The 22,487-nt window shown below is 61.6% G+C and carries 16 protein-coding genes; 13 read left to right on the top strand and 3 right to left on the bottom strand.

Annotation, left to right across the window (positions count from 1 at the left end; genetic code table 11):
• Positions 1-81: 81 nt before the first annotated feature.
• The 3 genes from ACCC96_RS27020 to ACCC96_RS27010 all read left to right on the top strand — a co-directional run bounded on the left by ACCC96_RS27020 (position 82) and on the right by ACCC96_RS27010 (position 3,942).
• Positions 82-1,344, top strand: a complete 1,263-nt coding sequence (locus tag ACCC96_RS27020) for a serine hydrolase domain-containing protein (RefSeq protein WP_413697408.1) — start codon at positions 82-84, stop codon at positions 1,342-1,344.
• A gap of 117 nt (positions 1,345-1,461) precedes the next feature.
• Positions 1,462-2,799, top strand: coding sequence for a hypothetical protein (locus ACCC96_RS27015; protein WP_413697407.1), 1,338 nt, complete (start codon positions 1,462-1,464; stop codon positions 2,797-2,799).
• A 39-nt stretch (positions 2,800-2,838) separates the two neighbouring features.
• Positions 2,839-3,942: a polyamine ABC transporter substrate-binding protein gene (locus ACCC96_RS27010; RefSeq protein WP_413697406.1), complete on the top strand. Its 1,104-nt coding sequence runs from the start codon at positions 2,839-2,841 to the stop codon at positions 3,940-3,942.
• A 91-nt stretch (positions 3,943-4,033) separates the two neighbouring features.
• Here the strand turns inward: ACCC96_RS27010 and ACCC96_RS27005 are convergent, their stop codons facing one another.
• Both ACCC96_RS27005 and ACCC96_RS27000 read right to left on the bottom strand, forming a co-directional pair.
• Positions 4,034-4,645 (bottom strand): TetR/AcrR family transcriptional regulator, encoded by a 612-nt coding sequence (locus tag ACCC96_RS27005; RefSeq protein ID WP_413697405.1) that lies wholly within the window; start codon positions 4,643-4,645, stop codon positions 4,034-4,036.
• Positions 4,646-4,862: 217 nt separating this feature from the next.
• Complete coding sequence (locus tag ACCC96_RS27000; RefSeq protein ID WP_413697404.1) at positions 4,863-6,638, bottom strand: sigma 54-interacting transcriptional regulator; 1,776 nt, start codon at positions 6,636-6,638, stop codon at positions 4,863-4,865.
• Positions 6,639-6,931: 293 nt separating this feature from the next.
• On the opposite strand from ACCC96_RS27000, the gene ACCC96_RS26995 reads away from it, so the two are divergent.
• The 10 genes from ACCC96_RS26995 to ACCC96_RS26950 all read left to right on the top strand — a co-directional run bounded on the left by ACCC96_RS26995 (position 6,932) and on the right by ACCC96_RS26950 (position 20,876).
• Complete coding sequence (locus tag ACCC96_RS26995; protein ID WP_413697403.1) at positions 6,932-8,407, top strand: benzaldehyde dehydrogenase; 1,476 nt, start codon at positions 6,932-6,934, stop codon at positions 8,405-8,407.
• A gap of 71 nt (positions 8,408-8,478) precedes the next feature.
• Positions 8,479-9,246 carry a coniferyl-alcohol dehydrogenase gene (locus ACCC96_RS26990; protein ID WP_413697402.1) on the top strand — a complete coding sequence of 256 codons (768 nt, stop codon included), beginning with the start codon at positions 8,479-8,481 and terminating at the stop codon, positions 9,244-9,246.
• Between the two features lie 79 nt (positions 9,247-9,325).
• Complete coding sequence (locus ACCC96_RS26985) at positions 9,326-10,975, top strand: DUF1302 domain-containing protein (protein WP_413697401.1); 1,650 nt, start codon at positions 9,326-9,328, stop codon at positions 10,973-10,975.
• 15 nt (positions 10,976-10,990) lie between these two features.
• Positions 10,991-12,352, top strand: coding sequence for a DUF1329 domain-containing protein (locus tag ACCC96_RS26980; protein ID WP_018927881.1), 1,362 nt, complete (start codon positions 10,991-10,993; stop codon positions 12,350-12,352).
• A gap of 70 nt (positions 12,353-12,422) precedes the next feature.
• The gene (locus tag ACCC96_RS26975) at positions 12,423-13,523 is read left to right on the top strand and encodes a WD40/YVTN/BNR-like repeat-containing protein (RefSeq protein WP_413697400.1); all 1,101 of its coding nucleotides are present in this window, start codon (positions 12,423-12,425) and stop codon (positions 13,521-13,523) included.
• Between the two features lie 52 nt (positions 13,524-13,575).
• Entirely contained in the window at positions 13,576-15,999 is a 2,424-nt protein-coding gene (locus ACCC96_RS26970) for an efflux RND transporter permease subunit (RefSeq protein ID WP_413697399.1), read from the top strand.
• 144 nt (positions 16,000-16,143) lie between these two features.
• A complete protein-coding gene (locus tag ACCC96_RS26965; RefSeq protein ID WP_413697398.1) occupies positions 16,144-17,127 on the top strand; it encodes a helix-turn-helix domain-containing protein in 984 nt (327 codons plus the stop codon).
• 78 nt (positions 17,128-17,205) lie between these two features.
• Positions 17,206-18,141, top strand: coding sequence for a transporter (locus tag ACCC96_RS26960; RefSeq protein WP_086945705.1), 936 nt, complete (start codon positions 17,206-17,208; stop codon positions 18,139-18,141).
• A 10-nt stretch (positions 18,142-18,151) separates the two neighbouring features.
• Positions 18,152-19,399, top strand: a complete 1,248-nt coding sequence (locus tag ACCC96_RS26955) for an MFS transporter (protein WP_413697397.1) — start codon at positions 18,152-18,154, stop codon at positions 19,397-19,399.
• A 16-nt stretch (positions 19,400-19,415) separates the two neighbouring features.
• Positions 19,416-20,876: an amidase gene (locus ACCC96_RS26950; protein WP_413697396.1), complete on the top strand. Its 1,461-nt coding sequence runs from the start codon at positions 19,416-19,418 to the stop codon at positions 20,874-20,876.
• A 205-nt stretch (positions 20,877-21,081) separates the two neighbouring features.
• On the opposite strand, the gene mhpT is transcribed toward ACCC96_RS26950, so the two are convergent.
• Complete coding sequence (gene mhpT / locus ACCC96_RS26945) at positions 21,082-22,308, bottom strand: 3-(3-hydroxy-phenyl)propionate transporter MhpT (RefSeq protein WP_413697395.1); 1,227 nt, start codon at positions 22,306-22,308, stop codon at positions 21,082-21,084.
• Positions 22,309-22,487: the final 179 nt, after the last annotated feature.

The following is a 22,487-nucleotide window of genomic DNA, read 5'->3' as shown; positions in this document are numbered from 1 at the left end:
TTTTATTGACTAAAAAATAATACCGGGTAATCATTTCCCTGCATCTGCTTTCACGCAGAGTCATTTTGCAGGGGAAACCCGATGAGTCAGAACACCGTGCCGTTGCTGGCCAGTCTTTACATCGAGACGAATGAAGCGTCACTCGACAGGCGCTCGGCGCCTTTGTTTATGCAGGGTTTTCCGGCCGAGCCGAAACGCCGCGTTACCTGGAACAACTGGATGCGTCCACCGTTCAATCAGTGGGGCTTCCGCAATCTGGCGCGCCTGCGTCCCTCCATTGATGTGGAGGCGGGTGGCGGACCGGTCAGCGTCTTGAAGGAAGCGCCACAAGCGCTGGATCAACTGCACTTCGACAGTGAATGTGGTCTGAGCGTCAGTGTCATCGATCACCTGGTGGCCAGTCAGACCGACGCCTTTTTGGTGATGCAGGGCGACACCGTGCTGTTCGAGCGTTACTTCAACGGCCAGCGTCCCCGGGACCGGCACGTCATGTTCTCGGTGACCAAGTCGCTGATCGGCACCCTGGGGGAGCAACTGGTCTGCGATGGCATCCTCAATCCGGAGTTGCCGGCGGCGTTTTACGTGCCCGAACTGTTGGGTAGCGCGTTTGGCGATGCCACGGTGCGCCAGCTGTTCGACATGGCCGTGGGCATCGATTACAGCGAAGTCTATGACGATCCCAACTCCGAGAGCTCGCAGTACGGCTATGCCTGCGGTTTCCAGCCGGCACCTGCGCAGTACGCTCAGTTCGAGTCGCTGTATCAGTACCTGCCGTCGCTGAAAAAACGCGGCAGTCACGGCGGCTTTTTCCATTACGTGACCGCCACCACCGAAGCCCTGGCCTGGGTCATGGAGCGCGCTTCGGGCAAGGCTTGCAATCAATTGCTGCAAGACCTCTGGAGCCCGTTGGGGTGTGAGCGCGACGGCTACTTCATGGCCGACCCTTGGGGGCGTAGCGTCGCCGGTGCCGGTTTCAACGCCACCTTGCGCGACATGGCCCGGTTCGGTCGGCTGCTGGCCAACGACGGTCGCCACGATGGGCTGCAGTTGCTGTCGACCGAGACGGTTGCACGCATTTGCGCCGGCTCCGATCGGGCGATCTACGCCAAAAACTCCGAGTTCTCCCAATGGACTCCTGACGCTTCCTACCGCAGCCAGTGGTACGTCTTCAACGACCACAGCCAGGCGATCATGGCCGGTGGTATCCACGGCCAATACCTGTTCGTCGATAAGCCGTCCGGTGTGGTGATCGTCAAACAGTCATCGCTGACCGAGGCTGTCAGCCCGTTCGATGCTGACAGCGTGCGCATGCTGCGTGCCATCGCCGCGCACCTTCGCCACTGAAACGCCCCATAAAGACAAGAAATTTGCGTCCTATTCGCCTGGCTCGGCCAGGTGTTGGCGGCGCTCTGCGCCGCCATTCACTGCCCTGTAACAACAATAATCACACAGGAGCTTCATATGGTTTTCATGACGCGTTTTTCTCGAACGCTCTTAGCGGTCGGCTTACCCCTGACCGCCCAAGTCGCGCTGGCGGGCTACACCTTCGAGGATGGCAACCTCAAGGGTGAGGTCAACTTCACCGCCGGTGGTGCGACCCTTACCACCCGTAACGTCAACTTCGGCAGCGGTCGCGTCGATGCGCGCAGCGGCAAGAATGGCGGTACGAAAATCGACTGGCAGGAGCTCTACGTCAAACCCGGCGTCAAGCTGGAATACGCCCTGCAGCCAGACTTCAGCCTGTTGGCCGGTGGCTCGCTGGTGGCGGCGACCACCTTTGGCGATGGCGATGCCGGTGGCTTCACCCGCAGCTCTGATGGTGACGTGGCCACCGAAGAACTCTACGGTGGTTTCCGGGCCGGGGAGTGGACGCTCACAGCCGGTCGCCAGAACTACATGATCGGCACCGGCTTCATCGTCATGGACGGTAACCTCGACCAACTCAAGGACGGCGCCTACTGGCTTGGCCCCAGAACCGCCTTCAAGGATTCGGCCATTCTGGCCTGGGATCATGGCGCATTGAAAACCCAGGCCTTCACCTTGCGGGTCGATGACGATCTGGGTGACTTCCGCATGACCGGCGCTAACCTGGACTACAACCTCGACGACCAGGTGACACTTGGGGCCATGGCGATGAAGGTCAATGCGCTGGGGCCCAAGGGCAGTACACTGCCACGACGCCGGGACGGGATGCAGGTGTACAACGTGCGTGCGTTGAAGGCCAAAGTACCGGGCGTGCCGGACCTGACCCTGAATGCCGAATACGCCGTGGAGCGGGGCAGTGGTGAAGGCGTGGATTACGATGCCAACGCCTGGTACGGTCAGGCGGATTACGCCTTCAACACGTTGCCGCTGACCCCGGTGATCGGCTATCGCTACGCCAGTTTTTCCGGCGACGACAACCTCGCCGACAACCGGCAGAAAGCCTGGGAGTCACTGAGCAAGGGCTTCGTCGACTGGAGCACCTGGCTGGTGGGGGATGTCGTCGGCAACTACCTGCTGTTCAACAGCAACGAAAACGTCCAGCAGTTCTCGCTCAAGACCCACCTCAATGAAACGCTGACCCTCGGCGCGATCCACTATCAGTTCTGGCTGGACGAGAAAAACTACATGGGTGCGCAGGTCAGCGATCGGCGCTTTGCGGACGAGAGTGTGGTTTTCCTCGACTGGACCCCGACGCCGTCGTTCTATACGTCGCTCTCCTATAACTGGGTCAAGCCGCTGGCCGCCGCCAGGCAGGTGTTCGGCGATGACCAGAAATTCAGTGCGCTGGAACTGTACTTCACCTACCGCTATTAAGTGCCGCGAGCCTTCGCGGCCGCGCAGGAGTGCTTAACCATGAACATGTTTTTGCGTAACACCTTATTGGGCGCTGTAGTGTCGTTGCTGGCCAGCGGTGTGTGCCTGGCTGAAGAGCGCACGGTGCGGATCTACAACTGGATCGAATATTTGCCACCTGAGATTCTCAAGAGCTTCCAGGAGGAAACGGGCATCCGTCCGATCTACGACGTTTTTGACAGTGTCGAAACCCTGGAGTCCAAACTGCTGACCGGCAATTCCGGGTATGACGTGGTGTACCCCGGCAGCGCCAACCTGAGTCACCTGATCGCCGCCGGTGCCGTCCAGCCGCTGGACCGCAACCAGTTGCCGAACTGGCAGCACCTGGACCCGGAGTTCATGAAAACCCTGGAAGCTGCCGGTGATACTGGCAACCGCTACGCGGCACCATACCTATGGGGCACCACGCTGATCGGCTACAACGTCGACAAGGTTCAGCAAATCCTGGGCGCCAATGTGCAGATGAACACCTGGGACATGATCTTCAAGGAAGAGAACCTCGCCAAGCTGGCCAGTTGCGGTGTCGGTTTCCTCGACGCAGCAAACGAAATCGTGCCCATCGCCTTGCACTACAAGGGCCTCGACCCCAACAGCCAGAAGCGCGAAGACTACCCGCAGGCCCAGGCGGCGATGATGAAGATTCGCCCGCACATCACCTACTTCAACTCCTCACGCTACGGCATGGACCTGGCCAACGGTGACATTTGCGTAGCCGTCGGCTGGTCGGGTGGCGTGGCGCTGGCCAAGCAACTGGCCGATGCGGCCGGCAAGGGCGTCAGGGTGGAGATGGCGTTACCCAAGGAAGGCGCGCCGATGTGGTCGGATGTGATGATGGTGCCGGCCAACGCCCCCCATACCAAAGAGGCCTATGAGTTCATCAACTACATCCTGCGCCCTGACGTCATTGCCCGGATCAGCAACAAGATCGGTTACCCCAATCCGAACAAGGACGCCACTGCACTGGTGAACACCGAGATCCGTAATAACCCCAACATGTATGTGCCGGACGAAGCGCGCAAAACACTGTTCGCTTTGGAGCCCATGCCGGCAGCCGTGGAGCGGATCCGCACCCGCACCTGGACCACCATCAAGACCAATCGCTGATCATCGTGGCCCGGCGTCGCGACGCCGGGCTCGCCAGCAATGACGCGCCTCGGCTATAGCCTGCAGCCAGTCTGGGAGGAGGCTGGCGTTCTCAGGCCCGCATTCCGTAAAAGAGCAGTTCGGTGATACGTCTTACCTGAGTGGAGTGTGACTCGATGTCCGGCTGTTCCTGATTGACCAGCCTGAACAACTGCAGGTGTGAGTAGTCGTTCAACAGGAAGGCGGCCAGGTCGACGTTGAGGTCGGCGCGCAGCTTGCCGGCCTGCTGCAGTTCTCTGAGCAACCCGCTGATTTCAGCCCTGAGTGCATCGTTCATGGCGCGATAGCCTTCGGGCAGTTCGTTGTCGCCGCCAAATAATATCAGTGGCAACAGTTCACGCCAGAGACTGGGATGCATGACTTCCAGGGCGTAACCGGTCAGCAGGCGTTCCAGGTAGCACAGGGCGTCGACCGGATCCTCTATTTCGGGGATCTGGCTGCGGGTGTCCTTGAGGGCACGCTGGTCGGCGTCGTGCAGGATTTCCAGGATGATTTCCTGCTTGTTGCCGAAGTACTTGAACACGGTGGGCGCCGACACCCCAGCCTGGTTGGCGATCTGTTCGATGGTGGTGTTCTGGAAACCTTGACGCTCGAATAGTTCGATCGCTGCCTTGCTGATGGCTTGGCGTCGTTCGACTTTCTGACGTTCACGCAGTCCGCTCACGGTTGATCCCTTGTCGCTATGAATAAAGGGGGCACATGTCGCCCAATCATCCATGCAAAATACTTAATCGGGTAAAACTTTTAAAGCGCTAATTTCTGTAGTGCGCGTTTATCCCGGAAGCGAAAAATCTCGTTGGCTGATGGCGAGAGTCCTCAGGCTTAATAGTTAATTTCATTAATCTTTTAAGCGCTGTTCACCATGCATTGACCCGCCTGAATCAAGCTGATGCCTGTCGGTATTTTTTCAGTCGATAGGCAAACTGCGCACGACTCAACCCCAGCAGTCGCGCGGCAGCGGCCAGATTGCCTTGGCTTTTTTGCAGCGCTTCATCAATCAAGCGCGACTCCAGCCCTTCAATGGAGAAACCGTGTTCCAGGCGAGCCAGAGTTTCCAGCAAGGCAGGGCGAGGCTGTGTGCCGGCGGGACTCTGGTCGGTGGCGGCGAGGCTGCCGTTGTCGTCCAGCGAGTACGCATCCTGCGGCATGGGTTCGTTGCGAAACAGGTGGACCAGGTCGATGGCTTGGCCGTCTTCGCTGGCGATCAGGCCGCGCTCCACCAGATTCTGCAATTCCCGTACGTTGCCGGGAAAGTCATAGCGCAACAACACCTTGAGTGCGCGCATGGTCAGGCCAGCGGGTTTTCGGCCGTAGGCCTGACAGAAGCGGCGCAGGAACGCGTTGACCAGCAACGGTATGTCGTCGCGACGTTCGCGCAGCGGTGGCAGCACGATGGGGTAGACATTCAGCCGGTAGAACAAGTCTTCGCGAAACTCTCCGGCCGCCACGGCTTTGCGCAGGTCGACATTGGTCGCCGCCACCACCCGGACGTCGACCTTGATCGGCTGGCCACCGCCGATGCGCTCGATCTCCCGCTCCTGCAATGCACGCAGCAACTTGCCCTGACCCGGCAGGCTGAGGCTGGCGATTTCGTCGAGAAACAGGGTGCCGCCCTGGGCGCGTTCGAAGCGTCCGGGGCGCGAATGGGTCGCGCCGGTGTAGGCGCCGCGCTCGACACCAAACAGCTCAGCCTCGATCAGATTGTCCGGGATGGCGGCGCAGTTGAGCGCCACGAAAGGTGCTTGATGGCGTGGGCTGAACTGATGCAACTGACGGGCGAACAACTCTTTGCCGACCCCGGACTCACCGCTGAACAACACCGTGGCGGGCGTCGGCGCCACGCGCTGCAAGGCGAGGGTAGCGGCATTGAAGGCCGCGCTGGCGCCAATCGGTTTTGGCCCGCCGGGGTTTTCGCTGTCGTCATCCTGGGGGGCGGGCGCCGGGGCTTGAGGCTGTTTGGGCTCGGCGCTTGAGGGTGAGGCAGTGAGATAACTCAGGTCCTGCTCGACATCGCCCCATTGTTCGGCGGTCTTGCCGATCACCCGGCAGCTCTCATGGCCCATGCCCCGGCATTCGGTTTCGCGGAAGATCACCAGACGACCGAACAGCCCGCTGACATAACCGATGGCATAGCCCAGTTCGGTCCAGCACACCGGATCCTGGCCGATCCCGTAGGCGGCGATATGTTCGTCGGCCTCACAGGAGTGGTGCCAGAGGAATTCACCTTCATAGAAGCCTGAGTCGGCGTCGAATTTGAAGTGCAGGGGTTCGACCTTGGTCATGCCTTCGAGTGTATGCAGACGCGTGCCGGCCGAGAAAACCGCCGCGGCGTCGGCGTCTGGCCAGCGCTCGCGGATCAGTCGCGCATCCCGTGCGCCGGAGAGATAGCCGGTGCGGGTAAACAGGCCGCGGCTCTGTTCCAGTCCCTGGCGCTCGATAATTTCTCGTCGCAGCGCGCCGAAGGATGAGCTGTGCAATAGCAGCATGCGCTGGTCGTTGAGCCAGATACGTCCGTCAACAGGGGAAAAGAACAGGCATTCGGTCAACTCGGCCAGGGTCGGTGAGTTGCCTTCGGCCAGTTGGGTACTGTCGCCTCGGGGCGAGAAATGCTCTTCCTGCACGGCAAGATGAGGAAGCAGCGAATGGGGATTGTTCATTGTTATGCCCCTGAGCGAGTCGACTGATCGAAATGATCAACTAGCAAAACAGTTATTAAACATAACTTTATCATTTGGACAAGTGGCGAGCTGCCGGCTGTACGCCAAGCACCTTGTCCTATTCGCAAACACCCCTTTACAGCCCGCAGGCCAGAGCCTTCGCCACTTGAAATGCGGCGCAACGCAGGAAGTCGGCACAGCCCTTGCTCTAGCGCTTTCACCACGCAGACGCCTTGCATCGTTTTAGCAAGGCCGCGTCAGGCAATGACAAACACAAGAGCCGGGAGACCGAAATGTCGGTAAGTGAACCATCTGATTTTCTGCGGGACGAGCCATGGCGTGAACGCATCTTCAATGGCGACTGGCTACGTCCATTGGGCGGCAGCCATAGCGTCATCGAACCGGCCACCGGCGAGGTGTTGACCGTCACCGGTTTGGCCGACGCAGCAGACATCGCGTTTGCCAGCCTGAACGCCGCTCGTGTTCAACCGGCCTGGGCGGCATTGGGGCCACGGGAACGCGCAGAGATATTTCGTAAAGCTGCCGCACTGGCCCAGCAACACTTTGCCGAACTGGCGTTGTACATCGCCCGGGAAAGTGGCGGCAGCCTGTTCAAGGGTGAACATGAGGTCCGTGAGGCGATCGTGTTGCTGCATCAGGCGGCCGGGCTGCTGTCGCAACCCCATGGTCTGGTTCTGCCGAGCGAAGCGGGGCGCTTGTCCTATGCACGCCGGTTGCCCCATGGCGTGGTCGGGGTGATCTCGCCGTTCAACTTTCCCTTGGTGTTGTCCCTGCGTTCGGTGGCGCCGGCGCTGGCGGCGGGCAACGCCGTGGTGCTCAAGCCCGATCCGCAGACCCCGGTCAGTGGCGGTTTCATCATTGCCCGGTTGTTCGAGGCGGCCGGTCTGCCCAAGGGCTTGCTGCAGGTGTTGCCGGGTGCAGCGCCAGCCGGAGAAGCGCTGTGCCGCGATCCGCATGTGCGGATGATCGCGTTCACCGGCTCCACCGCAGCGGGGCGCAAAGTCGCGGAGCTGGCTGGGCGTCATCTGAAAAAAGTCGCCCTGGAGCTGGGCGGCAAGAACTCGTTGATCGTGCTCGAAGACGCCGATCTCGAACTGGCGGCCAGTAACGCCGCGTGGGGTGCCTGGCTGCATCAGGGGCAGATTTGCATGGCCACCGGACGCATCCTGGCCCATGAGTCGATTGCACAAGAACTGGTCCGCCGGTTGGCAGAAAAGGCACGGGCAATCACGGTCGGCAATGCCGCTCGCGGTGAGGCGGTGCTGGGGCCGTTGATCAACAAACGCCAGCTGTTGCGAGTGCATGAAATCGTCACGGAGAGTGTGACGGCCGGGGCAACTCTGCAAGCCGGCGGCGAGTATGAGCAGCTCTTCTACCAACCCACGGTGCTTTCCGGTGTGCGCCCGGGCATGCGCGCGTTCGACGAGGAAATCTTCGGCCCGGTGGCCACGGTGGTGAGTTTTGCCAGCGACGATGAGGCCATCGACCTGGCCAACCGCACCGAGTATGGCTTGTCCGCGGGGATCATTTCGCCTTCGGTCGGGCACGCGATGGCGATGGGCGAGCAACTCAATTGCGGGCTGTTGCACATCAACGACCAGACAGTGGCCGACGAATGCATCAACCCCTTCGGCGGACGCGGCAGCTCAGGAAATGCCGGCAGCGTAGGCGGCCCGGCCGACTGGGATGAATACACCCAATGGCAATGGGTGACGGTCAAGGATAAGGCGCCGCGTTACCCGTTCTGACGGGCCGGTTTTGCCGGGCCGACAAGGTAGGTCGGCTCACCGAGTACACAAAAATAATAAGAGGACTCAACATGAAACTCGACAACAAGATTGTGCTGGTGACTGGCGTCTCTTCGGGTATCGGCGCGGCCACGGCAAGCCTGCTGCGCAGCCACGGCGCCCAGGTGATTGGCGTGGACCTGAAGGCGCCGCACATGACCCTGGATGGTTTTGTTCAGGGCGATCTGAGCAGTGCCGAGAACATCGACCGGTTGCTGGCGCAGCTACCGGCACGGATCGACAGCCTGTGCAATATCGCCGGGGTGCCGGGCACTGCAAACCCGCAACTGTTGGCGCGGGTCAACTACCTGGGATTGCGCCACTTGAGCAGCGCGTTGCTGCCACGCATCAACGCTGGCGGCAGCATCGTCAATATCGCCTCGATCCTCGGCGCCGAGTGGCCGTTACGTCTGGAACAGCACAAGGCGCTGGCGCGCATCGAAGGTTTCGCCGCCGGGCAGGCCTGGCTGGCCGAGCACCCGGTACCGGACCAGACCTGCTACCAGTATTTCAAGGAAGCCTTGATCGTCTGGAATTACCTGCAGGCCCAACCCTGGTTTCTCGAACATTCGGTGCGCATGAACAGCGTCGCGCCAGGTCCGGTTTTCACGCCGATCCTCGGCGACTTCGTGAGCATGCTCGGTGAGGCCCGAACCCAGGCCGATGCCCATCGCATGAAACGCCCTGGTTATGCCGATGAGGTGGCGGCGGTGATTGCTTTCCTGTGTGCCGACGAGTCGCGCTGGATCAACGGCGTCAACCTGGCCGTCGATGGCGGATTGGCCTCCACCTACATCTGAAATGCACACCTGTAGACAGCGGCGCAAGCCGCTACCTGTGGCGAAGCCATGCCAAAAATAAAAATAATGAGGAGCGTCCATGGACAACGTTAAACGTTGCTTTCGTTTCAAGCATTGCGCCCTGTTTCTGGCGTTATGCAGCGCCGGTGTGATGGTCGAAAGGGTCGAGGCCATGCAAATGGACCTTGGTGATTCCGACTGGAAACTGCGTTGGGACAACACCATCAAGTACAGCCAGGCCTGGCGTCTTCAGGGGCAGGACAGCCGATTGGTCAACGCGCCGACCGCCAACGGCCTGTATCCCTCGATCCAGAGTCAGGGCGATAAAAACTTCAGCAGTGGCCTGGTCTCCAATCGTCTGGACCTGTTTTCCGAAATGGACCTCAGCCGGCAAAACTATGGCCTGCGCGTGAGCGGCGCAGCCTGGTACGACGATATCTACAACAAGGACACCGACAGCAGCGAGCAAACGCATTTCCTCAGCGAAACCCGCAAGCTCCACGGTCGCAACGCGGAAATTCTCGACGCCTTCGTGTTCCTGCGCGGTGACCTCGGTGAAGACTCCCAGGGCGTGGTGCGTCTGGGCCGACACAGCCTGATCTACGGCGAAAGCCTGTTCTACGGTGGCAACGGCATTGCCAATGCCCAGGGCCCGACCGATGTGGTCAAGTTGCTCAGCGTGCCGGGGACCCAGTTCAAGGAGATCCTGCGTCCGGTCAATCAGATCTCCGGGCAGTTGCAGATCAACCCGCAGTTGTCGGTGGGCGCTTACTACCAGTTTGAGTGGGAACGCTCCAATGTGCCCGGCGCCGGCAGCTACCTGAGCGATATCGATGCCATCGGTTACGGCAGCGGTTCACTGCGCGAAGTGTTCGGCAACGACACGGTGAATGGCGGTGATTTGAAACCGCGAAATTCGGGGCAGGGCGGTATGCAGATCCGCTTCAAGCCGACCGGCACCGAGCTGGAGTTGGGTTTCTACGCTGCGCAGTATCACGACAAAACCCCGACCGGCCTGTACGCCTACCTCGACGGTGCGGCTGCGGCCGCCACCGGGTTGCCGATCCTGAGTTCCTATCGTCAGGTCTACGCCGAAGACATCAAGACTGCCGGTGTCAGCTTCTCCACCGCTTATGGGCCGTTCAACTTTGCCGGTGAAACTTCCGTGCGCTGGAACGCGCCGCTGGTGAGCAATCTGCAAGTGGTGGCCCCTGGCGTGGCGGCCGATGGCGACGATAACTCACTGTTTGCCAGGGGCAAAACCGCTCACGCCAACCTGTCGGCGATTTACCTGTTATCGCCCACCGCATTTTGGGATGGCGGCTCGGCACTGGCCGAGCTGGCCTGGAACCGCACCCTGAGCGTGACCGAGAACGCCGCCGCGCTGGATGCCAACACCACCCGCGATGCTACGGCACTGCGGGTATTGGTGGAGCCGGCGTACTTCCAGATTGTCGACGGGATCGACCTGACCGTGCCGATCGGCATGGGTGTGGTACTCGATGGGCGCTCTTCGGCGGTCAACAAATCGGGCTTCGGCAATACCCATTCCGGCGACTGGAGTGTCGGGCTCAAGGCCACCTACCTGCAGCGCTGGGATGTCGGCCTGAACTACGTGAACTTCTTCGGTGCCCCAAAAGCCGGGCTGCGCGAGGACGGCAATTTCAGTTACGGGCAGTCGTTGGCCGACCGCGACTTCGTCTCGCTCTACGTGAAAACCTCATTCTAATAAGGTGGATTCGCCATGCAGAACAAAGCATTTCTCAACACTTGCGTCCTCACCCTGGCCCTTGCCGGCATGAGCCTGGCGCAGGCGGCCGTGTCGCCTGAGCAGGCTGCACGTTTGAAGACTGAACTGACACCCCTTGGTGGCGAGCGCGCCGGCAACGCCGATGGCAGCATCCCGGCCTGGCAAGGCGGTTACACCAAGGTCGCGCCTGGCTACAAGCCAGGTGACAAACGTCCCGATCCATTCGCCGGTGAAAAACCGCTGTATTCGATCAAGGCCTCGAACATGGAGCAGTACGCCAATGTATTGGCCGAAGGCACCAAACTGCTGCTGAAGAAATACCCGGACTATCGCCTGGACGTCTACCCGACCCATCGCTCGGCGGCAGCCCCGCAATGGGTGTATGACAACACCGGCAAGAATGCCACCCGCGCCACGCTGGACGTGGCGAGCGAGAAAGTCACCGGCGCCTATGGCGGCATTCCGTTCCCGATCCCGGAAAACGGTACGCAAGTGCTGTGGAACTATCGATTGTCCTGGCAGGGCGGCGACACCATCAGCTCGCCTTTCGATACCTGGCTGATGACCGCCGGCGGCAAGAAAGTCCAGGCAACCCGCGCCCAGTACACCTACCAGTTTCCCTACTACGTCGAAGACGGCAGCCTGGAAAACTTTTCCGGCAAGTACCTGGTGGGCAAGCTGCTGACCGAGTTGCCATCGTCCAAGGCCGGTGAAGGCCTGATGACCCATTGGGACCTGGACCCGGCCAACCGCGCGGCCTGGCAGTATCTGGTCGGCCAGCGCCGGGTGCGTCGTGCGCCGAACATTGCCTACGACACCCCGGACTTCGTGACCTCGGGGGTCGGTCTGTTCGATGAAGCGTTCATGCTGTTCGGGCCTACCGATCGCTATGACCTCAAGCTGATGGGCAAGAAAGAACTGATTGTCGCCTACAACAATAACCGCGCCGGCCTGGCCAAGAGCGACGACCTGGTCAAGCAGAACTTCCTCAATCCTGACTTGGTGCGTTGGGAGAAACATCGGGTCTGGGTGGTCGAGGCCACGCTCAAATCCGGCAAGCGCCATGTGGTGCCGCGTCGCACCTACTACATCGACGAAGATTCCTGGCAGATCCTGATGGCCGACGGGTATGACGCGCAGGGCAAGCTTGGACGGCAGATGTATTCGCTGACGCTGCTGGCGCCGGACCTGCCGGCCCTTACCGCGCAGGTCATGTGGGGTAGCTACAACCTCGACACCGGGGCTTACTTCCTCAACTCCTCGAGCAACGATCTGGCGGTCCAGTACCAGAAAGTCGCGAAACCTTCGGCGTCCTATTTCACACCGGATGCCATGGCCAACGAAAACATGCGTTGAACCTGGGGAGGCCGCGGCGGGTGAGGGTGCGCGCTGCGGTCGCCTGTGACTTTGCGAGTGGGATAAAGACATGATGGGGCAAAAACGCTATGCAGGCTTTGGCCTGCGCCGGGGCGCCTGCGTCCTGGCATTGGGTTTGATGGCGTGTGTGTTCAGCGCCCAGGCGAGCACGTTTGCCGTACTGCAGCAGCCGGCACTGTCGTCCGCCAAGGCCCAGCGCGCGGCATTGCTCGGGCTGACCCGGGCCGGCGAGCGACTGGTGGCGGTCGGCGAGCGCGGGATCGTGCTGCTCTCGGATGACGCTGGAGTCAATTGGCGCCAGGCCAGTGTGCCGGTCAGCGTCAGCCTGACGGCGGTGCAATTCGTCGATGCCGAGCAGGGTTGGGCAGTCGGTCATCTGGGCGTGGTGTTGCATACCGAGGACGGCGGTGAAACCTGGCACAAGCAACTCGACGGTGAACGCGCCGCCGCGCTGGCGGTGCAGGCCGCTGAGCGCGATGCCGATCAACCGGGCGGTGCCGGCAACCTGGCGCAGGCCCGGCATATGCTCGACGACGGACCGGACAAACCGTTTCTCGACCTGTACTTCAGTGACCACCTGCACGGCTACGTCGTTGGCGCCTACAACCAGATCTACCGTACCGACGACGGCGGGCGAAGCTGGCAGCCGTGGATGCAGCATGTGGACAATCCGCAGGGCCTGAACCTGTATGGCATTCGCGTCTCGGGCAACGATTTGCTGCTGGTGGGGGAGCGCGGTTTGCTGTTGCGTTCGACCGATGCCGGGCATTCATTCCAGGCCTTGAAGTCACCTTATGAAGGCAGCTTTTTCGGCTTGCTAGGCACTCACGGCGGCGCCTTGATTGCCTATGGTTTGCGCGGTAACGCCTGGTGGTCCGACGACCGTGGCGGCAGTTGGCGACGCCTCGACACCGGCATCGAATCAACACTGTCGAGCGCCATCGAACTGCGCGATGGCAGCCTGCTGTTGGCCAGCCAGGGCGGCGAGCTTTTATTCAGCCATGACCAGGGTCGTAGCTTCGACAAACGCCAGAGCCGCAGCGGCGGGACTGTCGCTGCCGTGCAACAGGCGGCCGATGGCAGCCTGGCCAGCGTTGGTTTGAGCGGTGTGGCCGCTGACCAGGATCCACGAGCCTCCGCCAAACCTTGAAACTTCACGGTGCAGCGCTATCGGGCCACGGCCCGTGCAACAGGAGTCAGACTTGAAAGACGACAAAACCCAAACCGTGATCGGCCGCCTGGCAGACTTCGACCAGGCGTCGGGCAACTTCGCCGAGCGGGCGATCTTCAACCATCGACCGCTGGTGATCCTGCTGTGTCTGCTGGTGACGCTGGTGCTCGGCTGGCAAGCCACGCGCATCGGCATCAATGCCAGTTATGAGAAAACCATTCCCACGGGGCATCCCTATGTCGCCAACTTTCTGGAGAATCGCAGTGAGTTGAGCGGCCTGGGCAACTCGCTGCGGATCGCCGTGGAGGTCAAACAAGGCAGCATTTTCACCAAGGACTATCTCGACACCTTGGCCAGGCTCAACGACGAGCTCTATCTGCTGCCGGGTGTCGACCGGCCCTACATGAAATCGTTATGGACCCCGACCACGCGCTGGACCGCCGTGACCGAGGAGGGGCTCGATGGCGGCACCGTGATCCCCGACGACTACGATGGCTCGGCGGCCAGTATCGAACAGGTGCGGACCAACGTCGCGCGTTCCGGTGAGGTCGGTCAATTGGTGGCCGGCAACTTCAAGTCCAGCGTGATCTTCGTGCCGTTGCTGGACATCAGTCCGCAGACCGGCAAGGCCCTGGACTACGGCGAGTTTTCCCGGCAACTGGAAGCCCTGCGGGACAAGTACCAGAGCGATGACCTGCGGATTCACATCACCGGTTTCACCAAAATCGTCGGCGACCTGATCGAGGGGCTGACTCAAGTTTTGCTGTTCTTCGTGGTGGCGGTGCTGGTGACCGTGGTGGTGCTGTTTGGCTACACCCGTTGCGCACGCAGCACCCTGGTGGTGGTGACGTGTTCGCTGGTGGCGGTGCTCTGGCAGCTGGGTCTGCTCGCCATCCTCGGTTATGAATTGGACCCGTACTCGGCGCTGGTGCCGTTTCTGGTGTTCGCCATTGGCATGAGCCACGGCGCGCAGAAGATGAACGGCATCATGCAGGACGTCGGTCGCGGCACCCACCGGGTGGTGGCCGCGCGTTATACCTTCCGCCGACTGTTCGCGGCCGGCATGACCGCGTTGCTCTGTGATGCGGTGGGCTTCGCGGTGTTGCTGCTGATTAATATCCGGGTGATTCAGGATCTGGCGATCACCGCCAGCCTCGGTGTGGCGGTGCTGATCTTCACCAACCTGATTCTGTTGCCGATCCTGCTCAGCTATATCGGTGTCAGCCCGGCAGCGGCGCAACGCAGCCTGAGTTCGGAAAACGCCGAACTGCAGGCGCAGATCAAGCATCCGTTGTGGCGCGTACTCGATTTGTTCACCCAACGGCGCTGGGCCATGGGCGCCATGCTGGGCGGTCTGCTGCTGGCAGCGTTCGGTTTTGCCGTGAGCCTGCACCTGAAGATCGGCGATCTCGACCCCGGCGCTCCGGAGTTGCGGGCTGACTCGCGCTACAACCGCGACGCGCTGTTCATGACCCAGAACTATGCGGCAAGCTCGGATATTTTCGTGGTCATGATCAAGACTCCGGAAGATCAGTGCACCCGTTACGCGAGCCTGTCGGCAGTGGATGCGTTGGCCTGGCGGCTGGAGCAATTGCCCGGCGTGGAGTCGACCACCTCGATGGCGGCGCTAAGCAAAATCGCCACGGCCGGTTACAACGAAGGCAACTTCAAATGGTATGAGCTGATCCCCAATGATGGTGCGCTGGGCGCCGTGCAAACCCGTGCACCGAGGGAGCTGTTCAATCAGGGCTGCTCGATGTTGTCGCTGTACGTTTACCTGGCCGATCACAAGGCCGATACCCTGAATCGGGTGGTGGAGGCCAGCGAGAAATTCATCAGCGAGCATCAGGTGCCAGAGGTCAAATTCATGCTGGCCGCCGGCAGCGCCGGGATCGAAGCCGCGACCAATATTGTGGTGAAAAAATCCATGCGCGAGATGCTGTTCTGGGTCTATGGCGCGGTCAGCCTGTTGTGCCTGCTGACCTTCCGCAGCTGGCGCGCAACCCTTTGCGCGATGCTGCCGCTGATGCTCACCTCGATTCTGTGCGAGGCGCTGATGGTCGCATTGGGGATGGGCGTGAAAGTGGCGACCCTGCCGGTAATCGCACTGGGCGTGGGCATTGGCATCGACTACGCGCTCTACGTCTTGAGTGTGATTCTGGCCCGCATGCGTGCCGGCGACACCCTGGCACAGGCGTATTACCAGGCGCTGCTGTTCACCGGCAAAGTGGTGTTGCTGACCGGCATGACCCTGGCGGTCGCAGTGTCGACCTGGGCGTTCTCACCGATCAAGTTCCAGGCCGACATGGGGATTCTGCTGGCGTTCATGTTCCTGGTGAACATGCTCGGTGCCCTGATCCTGCTGCCGGCCCTGGCCTGGCTGCTGCTGCCGCAGAAGGTCTTTGCAAAAAAGCCTGAAGCGAGCCGGCATGGGCAGTTGGTCAAGGAGGGCTGAGGACTCGGCAAGCGCTACACGAGGACGGGGACAGTGAGGACCGACTAGCCGTTTTCGGCACAATTGCGCCAATGCCTGTTACGGCGGAATGGAACTTGCCTCCCCAACGGCCCGCAAGCCTTGTGTGCCCAACAGGAAAGGTCCATGAATAACAATAACCCTAGCGTGGAAGGCGCCACCGGTACGCCGGACATGACTGCGGCGATTCATCGTTATCGCACCAACGACATCGATCAGCACGCACAGAACATGGACGGCTGGCAGGTACGCTATGACCAGCTGACGCCCGGTCGCTTCGAAGGTGAGTTGATAGAGTTTCGCGCCGGATGGATGCAACTGGCGCGCGACCGCTCTAATCAGGCGATGCTCAAGAGTGGCAGCGCCTGGAAGGGAGCCATCACCTTCAGCGTGCCGCTGAGCGCTCAGGGGACGGTGTTTTGTGCGGGGCATCCGATTCATGAGGCGAGCCTGTTGGTGGCCCATGGTGATCACTTGCCCGATCTGCGCACGCCCGAACATCTGGATCTGTTGGGGGTGGCGGTTGATGTCCAGGCCCTTGAACATGTGCTGGAGCGCCAGGGCGCCCGGTTTCAAATTACCGATCTTCCCAAGTGTTACCGTCTGGGGGCTTCCTCGGTGCAGGCTGAGTTGGCGGCGCTGTTCGACGAGCTGGCCGCTGCCGATCAAGGCCACGACAGCCTGCTGGGCTATGAGGCGATCCGTCATGGCATTCGCGATGCCGTGATGGTGCAACTGCTGGAGCTGGTCGCGCCGGATCAGGCCGCGCCCCTTAACCCGACGGCGCGCAAACGCATGGTCGATCGTGCCAGGGAATACGCGTTGGGGCATCTGGACGAACCATTGTCGATCCTCGATCTGTGCAATCACATCGGCGCCAGCCGACGCAAACTCCAGTACTGTTTCCAGGAAACCCTGGGTATCAATCCGGTGGCGTATTTAAGGGCGTTGCGCCTCAATGCAGTGCGTCGTGAACTGCGTGACAGCCCCCATGAACATGGGGTGCAAGAGGTGGCGGCGCGTTGGGGCTTCTGGCACCTGAGTCGCTTTGCCAGCGATTACCGCACACTGTTCGGAGAGACGCCCTCACAGACCTTGCGTCGCCATTAACTGTGCTGAAAACGGATAACCCGCCTACCGGAGTCGTTACTAGGATGGCCCACACCATTTGGTTGGGAGGGGCATTCGATGAATCACAAGAACAACAACTCAAGCATCAGCCGCGTCACTGTATTCACCCTGGGGCTGTTCGGCCTGTGCGCCGGCGCACAGGCCACTGAAAACGGGGCGCCGACCACCGCAGTGGGCGTCTATGACTTCGGCGCCGGGATGATGCCGCCGGCCACGCCATTCGGCACCCTGGGCCTGCGCACGGCCTACTATTCGGCCAACGTGCAGAAGGACCGCCACGGTCGTTCTCTGGACAACAATCTCTCCCTGGACGTGCTGTCCATCGGCCTGGCCTATATGCGCATGACGGACTACAGCGTCCTCGGCGCCCAATACGGTTTCGGCACGGTGGTGCCTTTCTTCAAGATGGATGCTTCCCTGGAGGTGCCGACGCCGGGCGGTCCGTTGAAGCTTGAGGCCGATCCGTTCCGCCTGGCAGACGTGCAGTTTCTGCCGCTGATCCTGCAGTGGAACCTGTCGCCCAACCTGTTCGTCAACACCCAGTTTCAGATCCAGACCCCCACCGGCGACTACGACAAGAACCGGCTGATTTCCCCCGGGCTCAATCACTGGACTTTTTCCCCCATCGTCAATGCCACTTACATCAGTGACACCGGCTTCGAGGTGTCATCGAGCTTCGAGGTGGACATCAACACGCGCAACCCTGCCACTGACTACAAGAACGGCGTGGAGTACCGGCATGAGTTCGCCGTGGGCCAGCACTTCGGCCCCTGGACCGCCGGTATCGGCGGGTACTACTACCGTCAGTTCACCGATGACGACGCCCCGGGCCTGACGAGTGGCAATCGCGCCAGGGTGCTGGCTGTGGGACCAGCGGTGAGCTACGTCAAACCGGGCCTGCCGCCGGTCTGGCTGCACCTCTACAAAGAGCAGGGCGCGAGCAACCGCGCCGAAGGCTACACCGTCGCCTTGCGCGTTTCCCAAAGTTTCTGAGGACCGGACCATGACTTCTGTGCATTGCGCTTCAACCCTGGCGACGCCTGTCGTGCGTCAGGCCTCGGGACGTCGCGAAGGGCTGGTGCTGGTGCTGGGCAGCAGCCTGACCATCATGGGCTCGGTGATGATCGCGCCGATCCTGCCCAAACTCGGTGCCGAGTTCGGGCCGCTCACTCCCCAGACCGACCTGCTGGTACCACTGGCGGTGACCGGACCGGCGCTGGCGATTGCGGTGTGCGCGCCTCTGGCCGGTTGGCTCGCCGATCGAGTCGGGCGCAAGGCGTTGCTGGTGATCGCCACCTTGCTCTATGCCTTGCTCGGCGCGTTGCCGGCGGTGCTGGGAGATCTGCAGTCCATCGTCGCCGTGCGCCTGCTGTTCGGGGTGGCCGAGGCGGCGGTGATGACCTGTTGCGCGACCCTGATCGGCGACTATTGGCAGGGCGAAGAACGCTTGCGCTACATCAATCGTCAGGTGGTCACCATCGGTTTGGTCGGTGCGTTGTTCTTCGTCGTTGGTGGCGCTTTGGGCGAGCACTCCTGGCGCTTGCCGTTCCTCCTCTATTTGCTGCCGCTGCTGCTGGTGCCGGCCATGGTGAAGGTGCTCTGGGAGCCGGTTCGTACGCAGCCGTCCGTTGAGGTTCAGGGACCGGAGCGGGTGGCGATTCTGCCGCTGGTTTTGGGTTATCTGCTGATCCTCGCGGGCATGGTGCTGAGCTTTGTGGTGCCGGTACAGACGCCCATTTTGCTGGTGGGTCTCGGGGTCACATCCAGCACCCTGATTGGCCTGTCCGCCGGCTTGAGCCTGCTGGCCACCCTGGGCGGTTCCCTGGCCTGGCCGCTGCTGCGTCGACGCTTGGGGATCGCCGGTACCAATGCGGTATTGCTGCTGTTGCTGGCGCTCGGGTTGTGGTTGCTGATGCGCGGGCAAAGCTACAACCAGGTGGTGCTGGCAGTGGTGATCCATGGCCTGGGCGCGGGACTGCTGGTGCCCAATGTCATGGCGCCGATGATGGAGGCGTTGAGTGCTCGAACCCGTGGTCGGGGATTGGGAGGCTTCACCGCGTGCCTGTATTTCGGTCAGTTCGTCAGCCCCTTGGTGGTGGCGGTGCTCGGCGCGTTTGCCGGTGACTTGCGTCACGCCATCGAGTGGCTGGCCTTTGCCAGTCTTGCTGCCGCGCTGCTTTGGGCGATCGCCGGGTTATCGCGCCGCCGCTCGAACTCTTCCGTGCCATCCACCCATTCGTCATTGAAATAGATCCGGAGTATCAAACATGCAAGACATCCATCAGTTGTTGGACAAGGAAGACGCCACCGGCCTGGCCGCTTGGGTCAGACGTGGTGAAGTGCAGCCCGTGGAGCTGGTCGACGCCGTGATCGAGCGTCTGGAGCGGGTTGAACCGCAACTCAATGCGGTGGCCGAGCGGCTCTACGACAAGGCTCGCGAGGCAGCGCTCGAACCTCAGGTTCGGGACGGACTGTTTGCCGGTGTGCCGACCTTGATCAAGGACCTGTTCGCGCCGGTGCAGGGTGCCGCAATGACCAATGGTTCGCTGGCGCTGGGCGGGGCCCGCGCCGATTTCGAATCCGAGGTGGTGACCCGCCTGCGCCGCGCCGGTTGCCTGATCGTCGGCACCAGCACGGCACCGGAGTTCGGCACATCCTATTCCACCGAATCGACACGTTTCGGCGCCACCCGCAATCCGTGGAACACCGAGCACAGCGCCGGCGGCTCCAGCGGCGGGGCGGCGGCCCTGGTGGCGGCGCGGGTAGTGCCGTTTGCCCATGGCAATGACGGCGGCGGTTCGTTGCGGGTGCCGGCGTCCTGCTGCGGAGTCTTTGGCCTCAAACCCAGCCGTGGCTTGCTGCCCTCCGGGCCAATGATAGGCGAGGGCTGGGCGGGCATGGGCACCAACCACTGCATCACCTTATCGGTACGTGACAGCGCGGCTTTGCTCGACGCCACGGCGGGAATCGATTTGGGTGCGCCCTATGCTGCGCCGCTGTCGGCGCAACCGTATGTGACTGCTGTACAACAGACTCCGCAGCCATTGCGTATCGCCCTGGTGGAGCAGATCGGGTCTTGGCCGACTTCCACACAAAGCCTGGAGGCGGTGCGTCAGGCTGCGAGCCTGTGTGAGTCGCTGGGGCATCGGGTAGAACCCGCCCGGTTACCGGTGGTGCTGCCTGAGTTTCTTGACCAGGTGTTCACTATCATCGGTGCCAGCACGCGAAACTACGTCGACCTGTTGGGCCAATTGCGTGGCGCGCCTGTACAGCCCGAGGAGCTGGAAGCCCGTACGCGGATCATTCTGCGCGACAAGGGCGGGGTCAGTGGCGCGCAATACGCGGCAGCGGTGGAGTGGATGCATGCCCTGGGCCGGCAACTGGCGCTGTTCATGCAGGATTACGACCTGATCCTCAGCCCGACCCTGACCCGTGAACCGGTACCGATCGGCGAGCTGGACCTGCGGGACGACCGCTTGAGTCTCGATGAATTGATCGAGCGCTTCCACAGTTACTCGCCGTTTACCGCGTTGTTCAATGCCAGTGGGCAACCGGCAATGTCGGTACCGCTTCACTGGAGCCCGCAAGGCTTGCCCATGGGCGCGCACTTCGCAGGCCGCTTCGGCGAAGAGGCGACCTTGCTGAGCCTGGCCGCACAACTGGAGCAGGCTCAGCCCTGGCGGCAGCGCGTACCGCCGGTGAATGCGTGCCTGCGCACCACGCCGTAACACGATTGGTAGCAGCTGCCGAGCCTGCGAGGCTGCGTTCGGCTGCGCAGCAGTCGTGAATCCGGCTGATGCGGTCTGCCAGACGTACCGCAAGTTCTGGTTTGACGACTGCTTCGCAGCCGAACGCAGCCTCGCAAGCTCGACAGCTGCTACGGCCGAACGCGGTCACGCAGGCTCGGCAGCGGCTACAAGGAGTGCACCCCGGTCAGGTTTTATCCGCAACCGGGTTCGCCGTACGCAACGGCGGCTCGGCCGAACGGGCAATCATGCTGATGATCGCCAGTGCTGCAATCAGCAGCCCGGGCGAGGTCGCCAGCAAAACTCCGGTGGTGCCGGCCCCGGCCGCCAGAATCTGCCCGGCGGCCAAGGGCCCGGCCACCGATCCGAGGCGACCGATCGCCACCGCTGCGCCAACACCGGTGGCGCGCACCGAGGTCGGGTACGACGGCGGTGCCAGGGCGTAAAGCACCAGCTGCGCGGCCATCACAAACAACCCGGCAGAAAAACCGGCGATGGCCATGGGGACGATGCCCACCGACAGGCCGACTCCAGCCAGCGCCGCCAGCAACCCGGCGTAGACAAACAGCACCACTTTGATGCCGTTGCAGCGATCCAGCAGCAGCCCGCCGAGCAGGGAACCGAGGGCGCCGCCGATGTTGAACAGCATTTGCACCAGGCCAGCCTGGGGTTTGCTGAAACCCTGTTCCAGCAACAGCGATGGCAGCCAGTTGAGCAGCATGTACATCACGGTCAGGGTGAAGAAGTAGCTCAGCCACAACGCCAGGGTGACGCGGGTCCGCTCTTCGCCGAACAGCGCTTGGCCGGTTGAGGCGCGCGCCACGTTGACGCTGCCTTGTTGCTGGCGAAAGGCGCTGGACTCAGGCAGCAGCAGGACCATCAACGGCACCACCAGCAGGGGCACGAGCCCCCCGATGATGAAGGTCATCTGCCAATGCTCGGCAAACAGCATGGCGACCACCGCCGCCAGCGCGCCGCCCAACGGCACGCCGGCATACATGATGCTGATCGCGGTGCCGCGACGTTGCTCACCCACGGCTTCGGCACACAGTGCGATCAGGTTGGGCAGGGCTGCACCCAGGCCCAGGCCCGTCATGAAGCGCGCCAGCAGCAGGCCGGAAAAACTGCTGACATAGGCCGTGTTGAGGGAGAACACGCCGAACAGCAGCACGGCGCCGATGAGGATTTTCTTGCGGCCGATGCGATCGGCGATCCAGCCGCCGAAGAAGGCACCCGGCAGTAAACCGATGATGCCGGCGCTGAATACCCAACCCATCATTTTCGGGTCCAGGGCAAAGGTCTGGCGCAGGCCTGCGGCGGCAGTGCCAGCGGCTTGCAGGTCGAAGCCTTCGATCAGTGCAACGATAAAACACAGGGCGATGGTCAGCGTCGTGCGACGTGATGGGGTGTCCATGGCGAACCTCATTATTGTTTTTGTTGGGGCTTACGGGGGAACGCGAGCCTGATTGCTGTAGGCGATAGCAGGCTGAAATTAAGATTAACAAAGATAACTAAAAAATGAATGACCAAGGTTTTTTACTGAAAAATGCCATTAATTTCATTTAAATCAATGTGATGACATAAGGTTGAAGA

The sequence above is a fragment of the Pseudomonas sp. Pseusp11 genome (assembly GCF_047304405.1).
In the GTDB taxonomy this organism is placed as follows: domain Bacteria; phylum Pseudomonadota; class Gammaproteobacteria; order Pseudomonadales; family Pseudomonadaceae; genus Aquipseudomonas.
The sequence above is the reverse complement of the archived record's forward strand: the minus strand, read 5'-3'. Positions and strand labels throughout refer to the sequence as shown.

Excerpts from the sequence above, each read along its gene's own strand:
- ACCC96_RS26985 (WP_413697401.1), top strand. The coding sequence starts at position 9,326 with ATGGACAACGTTAAACGTTGCTTTCGTTTCAAGCATTGCGCCCTGTTT.
- ACCC96_RS26965 (WP_413697398.1), top strand. The coding sequence starts at position 16,144 with ATGAATAACAATAACCCTAGCGTGGAAGGCGCCACCGGTACGCCGGAC.
- ACCC96_RS26960 (WP_086945705.1), top strand. The coding sequence starts at position 17,206 with ATGAATCACAAGAACAACAACTCAAGCATCAGCCGCGTCACTGTATTC.
- mhpT (WP_413697395.1), bottom strand. The coding sequence starts at position 22,308 with ATGGACACCCCATCACGTCGCACGACGCTGACCATCGCCCTGTGTTTT.
- ACCC96_RS26980 (WP_018927881.1), top strand. The coding sequence starts at position 10,991 with ATGCAGAACAAAGCATTTCTCAACACTTGCGTCCTCACCCTGGCCCTT.
- ACCC96_RS26990 (WP_413697402.1), top strand. The coding sequence starts at position 8,479 with ATGAAACTCGACAACAAGATTGTGCTGGTGACTGGCGTCTCTTCGGGT.
- ACCC96_RS26950 (WP_413697396.1), top strand. The coding sequence starts at position 19,416 with ATGCAAGACATCCATCAGTTGTTGGACAAGGAAGACGCCACCGGCCTG.
- ACCC96_RS27000 (WP_413697404.1), bottom strand. The coding sequence starts at position 6,638 with ATGAACAATCCCCATTCGCTGCTTCCTCATCTTGCCGTGCAGGAAGAG.
- ACCC96_RS26955 (WP_413697397.1), top strand. The coding sequence starts at position 18,152 with ATGACTTCTGTGCATTGCGCTTCAACCCTGGCGACGCCTGTCGTGCGT.
- ACCC96_RS26995 (WP_413697403.1), top strand. The coding sequence starts at position 6,932 with ATGTCGGTAAGTGAACCATCTGATTTTCTGCGGGACGAGCCATGGCGT.
- ACCC96_RS27020 (WP_413697408.1), top strand. The coding sequence starts at position 82 with ATGAGTCAGAACACCGTGCCGTTGCTGGCCAGTCTTTACATCGAGACG.
- ACCC96_RS27010 (WP_413697406.1), top strand. The coding sequence starts at position 2,839 with ATGAACATGTTTTTGCGTAACACCTTATTGGGCGCTGTAGTGTCGTTG.
- ACCC96_RS26975 (WP_413697400.1), top strand. The coding sequence starts at position 12,423 with ATGATGGGGCAAAAACGCTATGCAGGCTTTGGCCTGCGCCGGGGCGCC.
- ACCC96_RS27015 (WP_413697407.1), top strand. The coding sequence starts at position 1,462 with ATGGTTTTCATGACGCGTTTTTCTCGAACGCTCTTAGCGGTCGGCTTA.